Genomic DNA, 16,079 nt, shown 5'->3' with positions numbered 1-16,079 from the left:
GATGATAAGGAAAAACGCATGACCCTACAGCAGTGGTTATTCTCAATTAAAGGGCGCATTGGCCGCCGCGATTTCTGGATCTGGATTGCCATCTGGCTGGTGACCATGAGCGCCTTGTTTACCCTGGCAGGCAGCAATCTGCTCAACCTGCAGACGGCGGCGTTTATTATCGTCTGCCTGCTGTGGCCGACGGCGGCGGTGGTGGTCAAGCGGCTGCACGATCGCGGCAAATCCGGGCTGTGGGCGCTGCTGATGGTTCTGGCGTGGATGCTGCTGGCGGGGAACTGGGCGATGTTGCCGCAGGTCTGGCAGTGGGGCGTCGGGCGCTTTGTGCCGACGCTGATTATCGTCATGATGCTGATCGACCTGGGGGCGTTTGTCGGCACCCAGGGCGAGAATAAGTTCGGCAAGGAGACCCAGGACGTGCGCTGGAAAGCGGACGCCTGATTACCAGTAGTGCTCCGCCGTCATATGGCCCGGCCGGCGACGCAGATGTTTGGTCATCTGCCGGGTCTCTTTTAACAGCTGTTGGGTATCGCGCACCATTTGCGGGTTGCCGCACAGCATCACATGGCTGGTGTCAGTGGTCATCGGCAGGCCGACGGCCTCTTCCAGCGCGCCGGTTTCAATCAGAAACGGCACCCGGCCGGTCAGCGAGCCTTCCACGGTTTCGCGGCTGACCACCGTCTGAATACGGAGTTTGCCGGCATAGCGCTGCTCCAGTTCGCGCATTAGCGGCAGATAGCTCAGGTCCGCGGCGTAGCGGACGGCGTGGACCAGCACCAGGTTATTAAAGCGCTCAAGGTCCTTGCCTTCCTGCAAAATTGACAGGTACGGCCCGAGGGCAGTGCCGGTCGCCAGCATCCACAGGGTATCGCAATCCGGTACTTCCTCGAGGACGAAGAAACCTGCCGCTTCACTCACCACCAGGACTTCATCGCCCGGCTTCAGCGCCGCCAGACGCGGGCTCAGCTTGCCTTCCGGGACGGTGACCAAATAGAACTCAAGATCGGGATTGCCGGGGGCGTTGACGTAGGAGTAGGCGCGCTGCACGCGTTCGCCGTCGATTTCCAGCCCGAGCTTGGTAAATTGCCCGGCGGTAAACGGATGAACAGGCGCCCGCACGTATAAACTGAACAAGGCGTCCGTCCAGTACTCCACTTTTGTCACTTTGCCGCTAACCCAGTCCGCCATCGTCTTCTCCTGTTGCCAAGCGATGCCTTATCTTCGGTCCAGACGAGCCAGATTTCCACCCCGAAGGCGCAAGAAAGCTCTATTGATCAAATATAAACGAAGAACAGGGCAACCGCCTGCGGACGGTTGCCTGGGAGAGAAAAAGCGGTATTACAGGATGTGCTGCTGAATGTCCGGATCTTTACGGTCGAGGTAATGAATCGACTGAATACGACGGATAGTGCGCGACTTGCCGCGGATCAGCAGCGTCTCGGTAGTGGCCATGTTGCCCTTGCGGGTGATGCCGTCCAGCAGATCGCCTTTGGTGATCCCGGTGGCGGAGAAGACGACGTTATCGCTGCGCGCCATTTCATCCAGACGCAGCACTTTGCCCGCTTCAATGCCCATGGTTTTGCAGCGCGCCAGCTCATTTTCACCGATGCGGCGGTTCTCTTCGTTATCGCCCTTCACGTGGTGGCGAGCCAGCAGGCGCCCCTGCATATCCCCGTCGAGGGCGCGGATCACCGCGGCGGAAACCACCCCTTCCGGCGCGCCGCCGATGCCGTACAGTACGTCGACTTCGCTATCCGGCATGCAGGTGAGAATAGAGGCCGCGACGTCGCCATCGGGAATAGCGAACACGCGCACGCCCAGCTGCTGCAGCTGGGCAATGACCGCGTCGTGGCGCGGTTTCGCCAGCACGGTGACGGTCAGCTCGCCCAGCGGCTTGTTCAGGGCGCGGGCGATATTGTGCAGGTTCTCTTCCAGCGGCAGATTGAGATCGATAGCGCCTTTAGCGCCCGGGCCGACGATCAGCTTTTCCATATACATATCCGGCGCGTTGAGGAAGCAGCCCTTATCGCCGACCGCCATCACCGCCAGGGCGTTGGCCTGGCCCATCGCCGTCATGCGGGTGCCTTCGATGGGATCGACGGCGATATCTACCGCATCGCCCTTGCCGGTACCCACTTTTTCGCCGATATAAAGCATCGGCGCTTCATCGATTTCGCCCTCGCCGATGACGATGGTGCCGTCGATATTGACGAGGTTAAGCATAATGCGCATGGCGTTAACCGCTGCGCCGTCGGCGGTATTCTTATCGCCGCGGCCCAGCCATTTATAGCCCGCCAGCGCGGCGGCTTCGGTGACACGCGAAAATTCGATGGCCAGTTCTCGTTTCATAATCCACTCGTTGTGTAGAAAAATTGCCCGCAGCGCGGCAAAAGCGCGCTACGCGTTGGAATAGCGTTCGGTTTCCGGCATCCAGCGCTCGATAAGCGCCTGGGCCTGTAGCGGATAGCGTTCATGAATGTGGCGAGCAATGCGTTGAACATCGGGGATCATCGCCTGATCGCGCAGTAAGTCCGCCACTTTAAATTCGGCGTTGCCGGTCTGGCGGGTGCCGAGCAGCTCGCCGGGACCGCGAATTTCGAGGTCTTTCTGGGCAATGACGAAACCATCGTTGCTGTCGCGCAGGACCTGCAGACGTTTCTGCGCCGTTTTGGAGAGCGGCGATTTATAGAGTAGCACGCAGTGGGAAGCGACCGCGCCGCGACCAACGCGTCCTCTGAGCTGGTGCAGCTGCGCCAGACCCAGACGTTCAGGGTTTTCGATAATCATCAGGCTTGAGTTAGGCACGTCGACGCCGACTTCAATCACCGTGGTGGCTACCAGCAGATGCATCTCGCCCTGTTTGAAGGCCTGCATCACCGCCTGCTTCTCCGCCGGTTTCATCCGCCCGTGGACGAGGCCGATATTGAGCTCCGGCAGCGCCAGTTTGAGCTCTTCCCAGGTGGCTTCCGCCGCCTGGGCTTCCAGCAGATCGGACTCTTCAATCAGCGTACAGACCCAATAGGCCTGGCGACCTTCATGGGTACAGGCGTTGCGCACGCGGTCGATAATATCGCTGCGCCGGGTGTCGGGGATGGCGACGGTGGTCACCGGAGTTCGGCCTGGCGGCAGCTCGTCGATAATCGAGGTGTCCAGATCGGCGTAGGCGGTCATCGCCAGGGTGCGGGGGATCGGCGTGGCGGTCATGATCAGCTGATGCGGGTGGAACCCCTGCTGCTGACCTTTCTCCCACAGCGCCAGCCGCTGATGCACGCCGAAGCGGTGCTGTTCGTCAATAATCACCAGCGCCAGGCCGTTAAACTGCACCTGCTCCTGGAAGATGGCGTGAGTGCCGACAATCATCTGCACTTCGCCGCTGGCGATAGCCTCCTGCTGCGCCTGACGGGCTTTGCCTTTCTGTTTGCCCGCCAGCCAGCCGACTTCTATGCCCAGCGGTTCGAACCAGCTGCGGAAGTTATTGGCATGCTGCTCGGCAAGCAGTTCGGTGGGCGCCATCAGCGCCACCTGTTTGCCGTGGACGATAGCGCGCAAGGCGGCCAGGGCAGCGACCAGCGTTTTACCGGAGCCAACGTCGCCCTGCACCAGGCGCATCATCGGCACGTCCAGCGCCATATCGTGTTCAATCTCGGCGGTAACCCGCGCCTGCGCGCCGGTGGGCTTAAAGGGCAGGGAGGCCAGCAGTTGGTTTTTCAGGGTATCGTTGGCGCCGAGCGGCAGGGCGTGATAGCGCTGGGCGCCTGCCCGCAGCGCCAGCATGCTGAGGTTATGCGCCAGCAGCTCTTCCAGAATCAGACGCTGCTGCGCCGGGTGCTTGCCGCTTTCCAGCTCGCTAAGTTGCAAGGAGGGAGGCGGGCGGTGCAGCGTACGCAGCGCCTCCGGCAGGCTCATCATCCCCTGCGCCAGCTCCGGCGGCAGGAGTTCGCTAATCGCGCAGGTTTCCAGGAGCTCAAGCGCCTGATCGGTGAGCTTGCGCAGGGTCGCCTGCTTGATGCCTTCGGTGGTCGGATAGACTGGGGTTAACGTTTCCTGCAGCTCCGGGGTGCTCATATCGCCCTGGACGCGATATTCCGGGTGGATCATCTCGGCGCCGTACTTCCCGCGTTTGGCTTCACCGTAGGCCAGCACCCGACGACCGGTCGCGAGGCTGTTTTTCATCGCCGCGTTGAAGTTGAAAAAGCGCATGGTGAGGATGCCGGTGCCATCGCTGATCTGGCAGGTCATCATCCGCCGGCCGCCGAAGGTGATATTGCTGTTGAGCACTTCACCTTCCACGGTGGCATAAACTCCGGGAAGCAGCTCGGCTATCGGGTAAAGATGGGTGCGATCTTCGTAGCGTAAAGGCAGGTGCAGCAGCAGATCCTGTACCGTATGCAGGCCAATCTTCGCCAGTTTGCTGCTCTGCGCAGCGCCCACACCGGTGAGTGAACTGAGCGGAACGGCATCTAACAGGTGGCCTGACATTGGGTTTACCTCGCAGCCTGCATGGTAGCCCACCACGCGGCATCGGCTTCCACTTCGCCCTGCTCGTTAACGTGGGGGTAAGGCAGACCTTTTTGTCTGGCGACGCGGGCCAGCACCGGATAGCCGCCTTCGAACAGCAGGCGCTGCTGCTCTTGTGGCGGCAGCATGCTGTTGGCGCGTTGGTACATCCCGGCATTCTGCCGCTGGCGCTGCGCCTCGTAAAGGATCAGCGCCGAGGCGACGGAGACGTTCAGCGACTGCACCATGCCGATCATCGGGATAATGATGTCCTGATCGGCCAGCGCCAGCGCTTCCTGGGTGATGCCGGTTTTTTCCTGACCCATCAGGATGCAGGTTGGACGCGTATAGTCGATTTCACGAAAATCGATGGCTTTGTCGGAAAGGTGAGTGGCGAGAATTTGCATGCCCTGGCCTTTCAGGTGGCCGACGGCATCTGCGATAGTGCGGTGGGTTTTAACCTGCACCCAGCTGTTGCTGCCCGCGGCGGCGGAGGCCATGGTACGCATCCGGCTGCTCGGCCAGACGGCATGCACTTCGTGTACGCCAACGGCATCTGCGGTCCGGATGACCGCAGAGACGTTATGAGGCTTATGGACCTGCTCCATGCAGACCGTCAGGTCAGGCTGACGCCTGGCGAGCATCTCGCAGATACGCTCGTAGCGCTTTGAGTTCATAAAGCTAGTTTCGGTTACGGGTGACTTTAATCACGTCCGGCATGACGCGGATTTTGCGCATGATATTCGCCAGATGCACGCGGTCGCGCGCGGTCAGGCGGATAAAGGCGCTGTATACGCGGCCATCTTTCTCTTCCGTATTCAGGCTCTGGATATTGGAAGACGCGGTGTTGATCGCCGCCGTCAGGTTAGCCAGCGCGCCCTGGTGGTTAAACATGTCCACCTTGATTTCGGTGATGAACTCCTGAGCGGTCTCTTTATCCCACTCAACCGCCATAAATTTCTCCGGCTCTTTCTGGTAGCCGCGAATGTTACGACAGGATTCATGGTGGATAACCAGCCCTTTACCCGGGCTGACGTGGGCGATAATCGGGTCACCTGGAATTGGACGACAGCACTTGGCGAAGGTGATCAACACGCCATCGGCGCCTTTGATTGGCAGATGACCGTGGTTCGACGCGTTAGCCGGCACCGGCGCCGCAGCGGCTTCGCCCTGCTGCAGGTTTTTTGCCACCACGACGCTCATGGCGTTGCCCAGACCGATTTCCGCCAGCAGATCGTCAAGCGAGGCCAGCTTCATGCGATCGAGTTCGCGCTGGATATTCTCCGGCGGGATCTCGGCGAGTTTGCGGCTTCCGCCCAGCGCGTGATTGAGCAGACGACGGCCAAGGCTAACCGAATCGTCGCGCTTAAGGTTTTTCAGCAGCTGACGGATCTTGGCGCGCGCTTTCGAACTGACGACAAAGTTCAGCCAGGCGGCGTTCGGGCGAGCGCCCGGCGCGGTGATAATTTCGACAGTCTGACCGCTGGAGAGCGGCTGCGACAGCGGATAGGGCTGACGGTCGACGCGCGCGCCGACGCAGGCATGACCGATATCGGTATGCACCGCGTAGGCGAAGTCCACCGGCGTGGCGCCGGCAGGCAGTTCGACAATGCGCCCTTCCGGGGTGAAAACGTAAATCTCATCGGGGAACAGATCGGATTTTACGCTCTCGATAAATTCAAACGAGCTACCGGCGCTCTGCTGTAGCTCCAGCAGGCTTTGCATCCAGCGCTGAGCGCGGATTTGCGCGGTGGTGCTGCTTTCGCCGCCGTGCTCTTTATAAGCCCAGTGCGCCGCTACCCCCATCTCCGCCATCTGGTCCATGTCTTCGGTACGAATTTGTACCTCGACCGGGACGCCGTGGGGGCCGATCATCGAGGTGTGCAAAGACTGATAGCCGTTAGCTTTCGGAATGGCGATGTAGTCTTTAAAACGACCCGGACGCGGTTTGTAGAGGCTGTGCATCTGGCCGAGCACGCGATAGCAGATATCGGCATCATGGACGATAACGCGGAAGGCGTAGATATCCATGATCGAGTGAAAACGTTGCTCTTTGAGCACCATTTTACAGTAGATGGAGTATAGATGCTTCTCGCGACCGCTGACGCGGCAGGGGATCCCCGCTTCCTGCAAACGCCCTTCGATTTCGGAGAGGATCTTTTGAATCATCTCCTTACGGTTGCCGCGCGCCGCTTTGACCACCTCTTTAATGACGCGGTAGCGATTAGGGTACAGTGCTTCAAAGCCCAGCTCTTCGAGCTCGGTTTTGATGTGATGGATGCCTAAACGGTGCGCCAGCGGGCTGTAAATTTCCAGGGTTTCGCGGGCGATGCGGCGGCGTTTATCCGGGCGCAGCGAGCCCAGAGTACGCATGTTGTGGGTGCGGTCGGCAAGCTTGATGAGGATGACGCGGATGTCCTGCACCATCGCCATGATCATTTTGCGAAAGTTTTCGGCCTGCGCCTCTTTCTTATCGCGGAACTTGAGCTTATCAAGTTTCGACACCCCCTCTACCAGCTCGGCGACGCTTTTACCAAAAAGCTGTTCCATGTCCTGGTAGGTGGCGGGGGTATCTTCAATCACATCATGCAGCAGCGCGGCCATCAGCGTTTCATAGTCGAGCTTCATCTCGGCCAGAATGCAGGCTACCGCGACCGGGTGCGTGATATAGGGTTCACCGCTTGAACGTGTCTGACCCTCGTGAGCGTCACGTGCAACGAGATACGCCTGCCGCAGACGCTTAATCTGGTCTTCCGGCAGGTAGTTTTGAATCAGCTGATTCAGGCTTTCAAACAGATACAAGGGCGACCCGCTGTGTGATTAACGACGACCTTCAGCAATCGCGGTAACGGCTTGTAATTCAGCGGCTTCCTGCTCTTGCTGTTCCTGGCGCTCACGTACGTCGAGGATCTGGTTGTTGATCAGACCTTCTTCGATTTCGCGCAGTGCGATAACGGTGGTTTTATCGTTTTCTTCCGGTACCAGCGGATCCTTTCCGCCAACCTGCATCTGACGAGCGCGACGCGCGGCGACCAGTACCAGGTCAAAACGGTTACCAATTTTCTCTACAGCGTCCTGAACAGTTACGCGTGCCATACTTAAAATGCTCCACAGGTGAAGAAATGACTGGGCATGATACTGAATGTGGGTTCAGTCTGCCAATAGTTTGGTGATTAAAGCGCCATGTCGCTGCTTTTGGCGGCTCATGCGCAGACGTTCAGCGCGGATGATATTTTTCAGGTCGCTCAGGGCGGTGTCAAAATCATCGTTCACAATCAGGTAATCATATTCCGCGTAATGGCTCATTTCCGCAACGGCCTGGGCCATCCGTTTCGCGATCACCTCTTCGCTGTCCTGGCCGCGGCCGCGCAGGCGACGGTCCAGTTCATCTTTTGACGGCGGCAGAATAAAAATACTGCGCGCGCCGGGCATGCTTTTACGGATCTGCTGCGCGCCTTGCCAGTCGATATCGAGGAAGACATCGACGCCGGTCGCCAGCACCTGCTCGATCGCTTTACGCGACGTGCCGTAATAGTTGCCAAAGACCTCTGCATGTTCCAGAAACGCGTTTTCGCCAATCATCGAGCGGAATTCGTCGTGATTCACGAAGAAATAGTGTTCGCCGTGCACTTCACCCGGACGCGGCGCCCGCGTGGTATGGGAGACCGATACCTGGGTGTCATACAACGGTTGGGTTTTTAATAAAGCCTGAATCAGGCTGGATTTACCCGCGCCGCTAGGGGCGGAAACAATATAAAGCGTGCCTTGAGCCATGAGTGTCTTTTGTATGTGGTTATCGAAAGAGGTCCTACATACGAGCCTATTATACACGTCGCCGCGGCGTGACGCAGTCATTGTCACACTTTTTGCCGCTGTTTCTTTCATTTTGCCTGCCGTTTTCCTGAATTCGCCAGCCGTTGCTGCAATGAGGCGTAAATCCTGGAAGGCGCTTCGCAAGGCGAAAAAGCTTCCGTCGCGGCTCGCGGCATTCTGCAGCAGACTCTCCGCGAGGTGATGGTGGAGGGGACTGCAATGCGTAAAGGAGGGTGGTGGCTGGCGTTAGGGATGTTCTCTGCCAGCGCGCTGGCGACGTGTCCGGACTGGCCGCCGGACAGAGGAAGGCAGGAGACATCACGCCTTCATCAGCAAATTGTCGCCTGGAAAGAGGCTTACTGGCGGCAGGGCGCCAGCGGAGTGAGCGATGACGTTTACGACCAGCTCACCCTGCGCCTGGCGCAGTGGCGACAATGCTTTCCGGGCGCGACGCCTGAGGATGACGATCTGCCTCCGCCCACCGGCGATGCGCGTCATCCGGTGGCCCATACCGGCGTGCGCAAGCTGGCGGATGAGGACAGCGTTGCCCGCTGGATGAAAAATAAATCCGACCTGTGGATACAGCCTAAAGTGGACGGCGTGGCGGTGACTCTCGTTTATCGCCAGGGGCGTCTGGTTCAGGCCATTAGCCGCGGCGATGGTTTACGCGGTGAGGCATGGACCGCCCGAGCGCGGCAGATCCCGGCGCTGGCGAAAGTGATGACCGGTGAACTGGCCGACAGCGTACTGCAGGGGGAACTGTTTCTGCGCCGGGACGGCCATGTCCAGCAGCGGGCCGGGGGGATGAATGCGCGGGCGAAAGTCGCCGGGTTGATGATGCGAGCCGACGCGGCGGCGGCGCTCAGTCAACTGGACGTTTTTATCTGGGCCTGGCCAGACGGCCCGTCGGATATGCGCCGTCGTCAGCAGCTGCTGGCGCAGGCGGGGTTTAAGTACAGCGGACAATATACCCATCCGGTGTCGCGCATCGAGCAGGTGGCGCAGTGGCGCCAGCGCTGGTATCGCTCGCCGCTGCCCTTCGTCAGCGACGGTGTGATTGTGCGCGAAGGACGCGAGCCGCCGGGACGAGTCTGGTCGCCCGGAAAGGGCGAGTGGCTGGCAGCCTGGAAATATCCTCCGGCATCGCGGGTGATGCAGGTACGGGCGATCCGTTTCAGTACCGGCCGCAGCGGCAGACTCAACGTGGTGGCCGAGCTTGAGCCCCAGCGGCTGGATGATAAACGCGTGCAGCGGGTTAACGTTGGCTCTGTGTCCCGCTGGCAGATGCTGGATATTGGGGTTGGCGATCAGCTGCAGATCAGTCTGGCAGGGCAGGGTATTCCTCGGGTCGACGCCGTCGTCTGGCGGACGGCCGAGCGCCATAAACCGACGCCGCCGCCGGCGAAATTTAATGCGCTAACCTGCTATTTCGCCACCCCTGAGTGCAGCGAACAGTTTCTTTCCAGGCTGATCTGGTTGTCATCAAAGTCCGCCCTGAATGTCGATGGCGTGGGGGAAAATTTATGGCGCGTCATTCAGCAGCAAAACCCGATGACGCATATTTTTTCCTGGCTGGCGCTTACCGTTGAGCAGCTGCAGGCGGTGCCAGGGATTTCCGCCGCCCGCGGGCAGCACCTCTGGCATCATTTTGATCTCGTTCGCAAACGACCTTTTATCCGCTGGGTGCTGGCGATGGGGATCCCGGTGCCGCAGGGGGCGCTGGCGCAGCTCGAAAGCGAGAACTGGCATCTGCTGGCGGCAAAAAGTGAAGCGCAATGGCGCACGCTGCCTGGCGTGGGGGAGATCAGAGCCCGCCAGCTGGTGGCTTTCCTGCACCATCCGGACGTGGTGGCGCTGGCGCAATGGCTTAGCGGGCAGCGCATCCCCGGATTTTAAGGCGGTTAGTGGGCGTCATGGGTGTAGTGGAAGACCGGTAGCCCCAGTTTCCAGCGCAGCGCCAGCATGCGGGCGGTAAAGCCGAACAGCAGTGTAGCCAGCACCACCACATCGTGGCTGCTGACGTAATGTTGCAGAGCAATATAGAGTACGGCTGCGGCAAAGGAGATCCCGGCATACAGCTCTTTCTGGAAGACCAGCGGAATGCGTTTGCAGAACATATCGCGCAGTACGCCGCCGAAGACACCGGTGATCACGGCGGCAATAGAGGCGATAACCGGGCCTTCGCCCATGTCCAGGGCGATCTGCGCGCCGATGATGGAAAACACGATCAGCCCCAGCGCGTCCAGCACCAGAAACAGCCGACGAAGGTGCGGCATCACCGGAGCGGCAATAGTCGTGAGGACGGCGGCGATGGCGACAATGATGACATATTCGGGATGCTTCACCCAACCAAGAGGATAGTGCCCCAGCAGGATATCGCGAACGGAACCCCCGCCCAGCGCGGTCGCAGTGGCGATAATGATGACGCCAAACGTATCCATCCGCCGGCGCCCGGCAGCCAGTGCGCCGGTCATGGCTTCCGCGGTGATACCGATTAAATACAGAACATGAAGCAGCATAGATCCCCCCAGGTAATGGCGGGCAGGTTAACGATTTGTGCGCAGGATCACGATTGAGATTTTCTAAAGCGAATCATTTACGCCAGGAAAAATTAATGGAAGTAGTATCTGTGATGGCTTGATTTAAAGGTTTATTGATTTTTAGGGATTTTTATTGATTAGAAAAAGTAATGCTAAGTGAAGCGATGGGTATCACTATCGAAAACACTATGATTACGCAATGTTTAAGTCTCGTCCTTTATTCTTTTATTTTTCCTTTTCAAGGCCTGAGAAAATGAGCGTCGCCGCCGGGAATAAAAATCATCTGATCCGCCTGATAGCCGTGGTATTAACCGGGATTCTGGCCGGTCTGTCCGGCATGGTTTTGGCACTAATTTTACACGCGATTCAGCACCTGGCTTTTGGTTACAGTTATGGGCAGATCGTCGGTTCGGTGTCATTTTTACAGGGCGTCACGGAGTCGTCCTGGCCACGCCGCATCGTGGCAATCGTGGCCGGCGGCGCCGTCGCCGGATTTGGCTGGTGGCTGCTTGGTCGCTATGGGCAGAGGCGGGTTTCCATTGCGGCGGCTGTGGCCAACCCCTGCGTACCCATGCCCGCGGGCACCACGACGATCCACGCGCTGCTGCAGATCGTCACCGTAGCGCTGGGCTCCCCGCTTGGCCGCGAAGTGGCGCCCCGGGAAATGGGCGCGCTGGGGGCGGGGATGGTGGCGCGTAAGCTGCGCCTGCTGGAAGATGAAACCCGCACGCTGATTGCCTGTGGGGCGGGCGCGGGTCTGGCGGCGGTCTATAACGTCCCGCTGGCCGGGGCGTTGTTCAGCCTTGAGGTCATGCTGCTGTCGTTTAGCTGGGAAAAAACGCTGGCGGCGATAATGACCTCGGCGATTGCCGCCTGGACGGCCACCCTGGGGTTAGGGGATGAATCGCAATACCATTTTGTTTCCAGCGCACTTCCGCACACCTTTCTCTGGTGGGCGATTCTGGCGGGCCCGATTCTTGGCACCGGCGCCTGGCTCTTTCGCAAAGCGACCAGCGCGGCGCGTTCACGCGCGCGAAGTAACTGGCAGATGCCGGTGTTCTGTCTGCTGGGGTTTTCTCTTCTTGCCATCCTGAGTCTTTATTTCCCCGAGCTTCCGGGCAATGGCAAGGGTCCAATGCAGCTGGCGCTCAGCGACGGGCTGCCTCTCTCCATGGTCGCTGTCCTGTTAGTATTGAAGATGGTGGTGATTCTGGCGGTGCTGCGCGGCGGCGCGGAGGGTGGATTGTTAACCCCAGGGCTGGCGGTGGGCGGATTGGTCAGCCTGCTGCTCTGCGCGCTCTGGCAGCTCGGCTTCCCTGGCGGTGATAAAAGCAGCTTCGCTGTGGTGGGGGCGGCCGCGTTTCTCGCCGCCTCCATGCAGATGCCGTTGACCGCAGTGGCGCTGGTGATGGAGTTTACCCACATGGATCACAGCTATCTGGCTCCGGCGCTGCTGTGCGCGGCAGGGGCGTTTTTAACCTGCCGGGTGCTGGATAAAAAATAGGCTTACCGAGCCGCGGTGAAAGTCAGGGAGGGGCCCGTTGATCCTGAAAGTAAAATCAGCCGCGTTTTTCCCTGATGGTTGCCTCATGGTTAATAAGCCATATTTTTCGTGCAATGCCGCCGCCGTAACCGGTCATCGAACCATCTTTGCCGATAATTCGATGGCACGGGATGATAATCGCGACGCGGTTAGCGCCGTTTGCAGCAGCCACCGCGCGCGTGGCCGTTGGTTTACCTATCTCCATCGCAATCGATTGATAATGCGTCGTCTCACCGAAGCTAACGTGCTGTAAACGGCGCCAGACCGCTCGCTGGAATTCGCTGCCTGGGGTATCAAGCGCCACCTCGAACGATTGACGCTGTCCGGCGAAATACTCCGTTATTTCCTGTTGCGCCTGCCTGGTGTGGGCATTTTCACCTGCGATGATGCTGGCGTTGAACCGCCGCTGCAGGTCGCTGAATTCTGACTCCAGCGCTCGTCTGTCGACAAACTCCAGCAGACAAATTCCCCGTTGCGTTGCACAAACAAACATTGGCCCTAACGGGGTGGTAAAACGATGAATTAAAACAACCTGGCGTTGCGCGCTGGGTGCGAAACCTGTCAATTTTTTGCAGGTATAGCCGAAGCCGCTTAAGGACTCGTAACCGCTATCGAAAGCGACATCGGTAGTTGAGCGGCCTGCTTTTAATTCCTGAAGCGCCATATTCAAACGCTGCATCCGTTGAAAAGCCTGAAAGGTGATCCCGTGGTTTTGCAGGAACCAGCGGCGAACGCGTTCCGGGCTAATATCGTGCTGACGTAGCTCGCTATCGCTGAGGCGGACCTTTGGAGCTTCTCGCAGCAGGCGGAGCGCTTGTTCAACAAAGGCGGGGGCCGTCCGGGCATTCTCCGTCGGGCGACAGACTTTGCATGGCCGGAAGCCGGCATCCAGCGCGGATTTAAAGTCATTATAAAATTCGACGTTTTCCCGCCGGGGTTTTCGCGCCCGACAGACCGAGATACAAAATACGCCGGTGGTTTTCACGCCGACGAAAAAAACGCCGGTGAATTCCACCGCGCGTTCAAGCAGCGCCTGATACCAGATATCGCACTGCATGCTGTCGGTAATTTTCATGGTCAAAAAACACCTGAGAAAGAGTGTTGGGTTTGCACCTGACATAATAAGTCTTTCAGTCTGGCCTGCGTCGCAGCATAAATAAAATTGCCCATCGAAATTCGTTTTACGCCCAGTGTCGATAAGGTGCTGAAGTCAGCCAGCTCAGGCATACACATTACGTTTAAGGGTAAAGGCACGTGGTGAACGATGGCGGTAATATCCTCCGCGCGGGTGACGCAAGGCACAAAAAAACCGCATGCGCCGTGTTTGGCGTAGAGTTGACCGCGATAGAGCGTCTGAACCAGCGCATCTTGTACGTTGAGAAGAAAGGTATCGGTGCGGACATTAACAAACAGACCGGGACAGGCGCGGGTTATTTCCTGCAGTTTGACGGCAAAGCGCTCCGCATCGTCAAGACGACGCGTACCATCCACCACATGACTATCCTCGAGATTTATTCCACTCACGCCGAGATGCGCCAGACGCCGGATATTGTCAATGATGTGGCTGGTTGTCGCGCCGTAGCCCGCCTCTAAATCGACGCTTAACGGCAGTTCGCTAACGGTTTTGATGCGTGAGACGACATAAAACAGCTCGTCAAAACTCATCTCTTCGCCATCTTCATACCCTAACATTGCGGCGATAGCAGCGCTGGAGGATCCCAGCGCCTGATAACCAGCCTGCTGAGCAGCCTGAGCGCTGCTGGCATCCCAGACATTGGCAAGCAACAAAGGTTGGTTTTGCTGGTGAAGTGCATTAAAGTCCATTCTTTTCTCTCGCGGTAGTGTTTTCCTGACTGTGCCGCGTTGTGCTTATTTGCCACAACCGAAAACTGGACGACTATTTTTTATGAGTAGATTCTTATCATTCACCCGTGAGAGAGATAAATAAAAAGGCCATGATTTATCATGGCCCTGGATACCGAAATACGATAACAAACGAGAAAGCGTTACTCGATATTCTGGATTTGCTCGCGCATTTGCTCGATGAGTACCTTCAGCTCAATCGCGGAGTTGGTCACCTCGGCGTTAATCGATTTTGACGCCAGGGTGTTCGATTCACGGTTGAACTCCTGCATCATAAAGTCGAGACGGCGACCCACAGCTTCTTTCTTCTTCAGAATGTTATAGGTCTCTTTAACGTGCGCTTCGAGACGGTCCAGTTCTTCGGCAACGTCGATACGCTGCGCCATCAGCACCAGCTCTTGCTCAAGGCGGTTATTTTCCAGCTGCACTTCCGCATCTTCCAGCTTGGCGACCAGACGCTCGCGCTGCCACTGGAGAATTTCCGGCATATGAGCGCGAACTTTCGCCACTTCGCCGCTCACGCCTTCAAGCCGCTGCTCGATAAGCGCTTTCAGGGCCTGGCCTTCCGTTTCGCGGGCGACGATGAAGTCGTCCAGCGCGCCGTCAAGAGCGGCCAGAATGTCGGCGGCGATGGCGTCGAGATCCTGCTCTTTGGCGGCCATCACGCCCGGCCAGCGCAGGATATCAACCGGGTTGATTTCCCCTTCATCGCTCTGCATTTTCACCCAGTTGGCAGCGTTTACCAGCTGTTTAGCCAGCTTTTCGTTGAGGATGAGTTCACCCTGAGCGCTGGGATCTTGTTCAAAACGCAAGGTGCATTCGACTTTACCGCGAGTCAAGCGGGCGCGAATGCGCTCGCGTACCACGGGCTCCAGACTACGGAACTGCTCCGGCAGGCGGAAGTACGTTTCCAGATAGCGCTGGTTTACCGAGCGCAGCTCCCATGCGGCGCTACCCCAGTCACCCTTGATTTCACGGCGGGCATAGGCGGTCATACTGCGGATCATAGGCGTTCCTGTTTTCGTAATAATGAATGCAAGGATTATAGCCGTGCGGGCGGTGACTTAACAGGAATAGTGATGAAATACTTCAAGGACGATTGTTTTAACGGATATAGCCGCAAAGTTATTTTCGCCAGGGGCTGTAGGTGGGGTTATATATTATGGGAATCCGTAGTTAATATTTTCTGATATTAGATGCGGGCATGGAATTCGGATGCCTTTGTACAAATGCATATACCGCCAGAAAAACTATTCTGTGAGTTTTAGGAAGTATAATCACCAGAAATGAGATAGGGTATTACCTTTAAGCATTATGTATGTTTTTTTTGCATTGATTACTATAAATTTATTAAAACTTTGGTGGTTGTATTTATGGTGAGAATACTGTTGTATTAATTATATCTAAGGAAGGTGCGAACAAGTTCCTGATATGAGATCATCATATTCATCCGGAGCGCATCCCAGAGGGACATCATGAGCAATCAACTCACCTTCGCCGATAGTGAATTCAGCACTAAGCGCCGTCAGACCCGAAAAGAGATTTTCCTCTCCCGCATGGAGCAGATTCTGCCATGGCAGAATATGACCGCTGTCATCGAGCCGTTTTATCCCAAGGCGGGCAATGGCCGACGGCCCTATCCGCTGGAGACCATGCTGCGTATTCACTGCATGCAGCATTGGTACAACCTGAGCGACGGTGCCATGGAAGATGCCCTGTACGAAATCGCCTCCATGCGCCTGTTTGCCCGATTATCCCTGGATAGCGCCCTGCCGGATCGCACCACCATCATGAATTTCCGCCACCTGCTCGAGCAC

The 16,079-nt window shown here is 57.8% G+C and carries 15 protein-coding genes; 4 read left to right on the top strand and 11 right to left on the bottom strand.

Annotated features, from left to right (window positions below):
• Positions 1–18 precede the first annotated feature (18 nt).
• Positions 19–447, top strand: a complete 429-nt coding sequence (locus tag HMPREF1024_RS11170) for a DUF805 domain-containing protein (protein WP_002922907.1) — start codon at positions 19–21, stop codon at positions 445–447.
• On the opposite strand, the gene fpr is transcribed toward HMPREF1024_RS11170, so the two are convergent.
• The 7 genes from fpr to gmk form a co-directional block, all read right to left on the bottom strand.
• Entirely contained in the window at positions 448–1,194 is a 747-nt protein-coding gene (gene fpr / locus HMPREF1024_RS11175) for a ferredoxin--NADP(+) reductase (RefSeq protein WP_004173895.1), read from the bottom strand. It abuts the gene before it with no gap.
• Positions 1,195–1,344: 150 nt separating this feature from the next.
• Positions 1,345–2,355, bottom strand: coding sequence for a class II fructose-bisphosphatase (gene glpX / locus HMPREF1024_RS11180; RefSeq protein ID WP_002922903.1), 1,011 nt, complete (start codon positions 2,353–2,355; stop codon positions 1,345–1,347).
• A gap of 48 nt (positions 2,356–2,403) precedes the next feature.
• Positions 2,404–4,485: an ATP-dependent DNA helicase RecG gene (gene recG, locus HMPREF1024_RS11185; protein WP_009308792.1), complete on the bottom strand. Its 2,082-nt coding sequence runs from the start codon at positions 4,483–4,485 to the stop codon at positions 2,404–2,406.
• A 5-nt stretch (positions 4,486–4,490) separates the two neighbouring features.
• Positions 4,491–5,180, bottom strand: coding sequence for a tRNA (guanosine(18)-2'-O)-methyltransferase TrmH (gene trmH / locus HMPREF1024_RS11190; RefSeq protein ID WP_004181538.1), 690 nt, complete (start codon positions 5,178–5,180; stop codon positions 4,491–4,493).
• 4 nt (positions 5,181–5,184) lie between these two features.
• A complete protein-coding gene (gene spoT / locus HMPREF1024_RS11195; RefSeq protein WP_004150214.1) occupies positions 5,185–7,305 on the bottom strand; it encodes a bifunctional GTP diphosphokinase/guanosine-3',5'-bis pyrophosphate 3'-pyrophosphohydrolase in 2,121 nt (706 codons plus the stop codon).
• 18 nt (positions 7,306–7,323) lie between these two features.
• Complete coding sequence (gene rpoZ / locus HMPREF1024_RS11200) at positions 7,324–7,599, bottom strand: DNA-directed RNA polymerase subunit omega (protein WP_000135058.1); 276 nt, start codon at positions 7,597–7,599, stop codon at positions 7,324–7,326.
• Positions 7,600–7,653: 54 nt separating this feature from the next.
• A complete protein-coding gene (gene gmk, locus HMPREF1024_RS11205) occupies positions 7,654–8,277 on the bottom strand; it encodes a guanylate kinase (protein WP_002922664.1) in 624 nt (207 codons plus the stop codon).
• 258 nt (positions 8,278–8,535) lie between these two features.
• Here gmk and ligB point away from each other — a divergent pair, with 258 nt between their 5' ends.
• Positions 8,536–10,212, top strand: a complete 1,677-nt coding sequence (gene ligB, locus HMPREF1024_RS11210; protein ID WP_009308791.1) for an NAD-dependent DNA ligase LigB — start codon at positions 8,536–8,538, stop codon at positions 10,210–10,212.
• A gap of 5 nt (positions 10,213–10,217) precedes the next feature.
• Here ligB and HMPREF1024_RS11215 read toward each other — a convergent pair whose 3' ends face one another.
• Positions 10,218–10,835, bottom strand: a complete 618-nt coding sequence (locus HMPREF1024_RS11215) for a trimeric intracellular cation channel family protein (RefSeq protein WP_009308790.1) — start codon at positions 10,833–10,835, stop codon at positions 10,218–10,220.
• Between the two features lie 274 nt (positions 10,836–11,109).
• Here HMPREF1024_RS11215 and HMPREF1024_RS11220 point away from each other — a divergent pair, with 274 nt between their 5' ends.
• Positions 11,110–12,360, top strand: a complete 1,251-nt coding sequence (locus tag HMPREF1024_RS11220; RefSeq protein WP_009308789.1) for a chloride channel protein — start codon at positions 11,110–11,112, stop codon at positions 12,358–12,360.
• A gap of 55 nt (positions 12,361–12,415) precedes the next feature.
• On the opposite strand, the gene HMPREF1024_RS11225 is transcribed toward HMPREF1024_RS11220, so the two are convergent.
• The 3 genes from HMPREF1024_RS11225 to HMPREF1024_RS11235 all read right to left on the bottom strand — a co-directional run bounded on the left by HMPREF1024_RS11225 (position 12,416) and on the right by HMPREF1024_RS11235 (position 15,269).
• Positions 12,416–13,474 carry a bifunctional transcriptional activator/DNA repair enzyme AdaA gene (locus HMPREF1024_RS11225; RefSeq protein WP_004151500.1) on the bottom strand — a complete coding sequence of 353 codons (1,059 nt, stop codon included), beginning with the start codon at positions 13,472–13,474 and terminating at the stop codon, positions 12,416–12,418.
• 2 nt (positions 13,475–13,476) lie between these two features.
• Complete coding sequence (locus tag HMPREF1024_RS11230; RefSeq protein WP_004152903.1) at positions 13,477–14,223, bottom strand: isocitrate lyase/phosphoenolpyruvate mutase family protein; 747 nt, start codon at positions 14,221–14,223, stop codon at positions 13,477–13,479.
• A 182-nt stretch (positions 14,224–14,405) separates the two neighbouring features.
• Positions 14,406–15,269, bottom strand: coding sequence for a YicC/YloC family endoribonuclease (locus tag HMPREF1024_RS11235; RefSeq protein ID WP_002922636.1), 864 nt, complete (start codon positions 15,267–15,269; stop codon positions 14,406–14,408).
• A 468-nt stretch (positions 15,270–15,737) separates the two neighbouring features.
• Here HMPREF1024_RS11235 and HMPREF1024_RS11240 point away from each other — a divergent pair.
• Positions 15,738–16,079, top strand: a 342-nt coding sequence (locus HMPREF1024_RS11240) for an IS5/IS1182 family transposase (RefSeq protein ID WP_009308788.1), incomplete at its 3' end; no start/stop codon positions are given.

Origin of the sequence: Klebsiella sp. 4_1_44FAA, from assembly GCF_000238715.1 — a bacterium.
GTDB classification, from domain to species: Bacteria; Pseudomonadota; Gammaproteobacteria; order Enterobacterales; family Enterobacteriaceae; genus Klebsiella; species Klebsiella pneumoniae.
The sequence above is the reverse complement of the archived record's forward strand: the minus strand, read 5'-3'. Positions and strand labels throughout refer to the sequence as shown.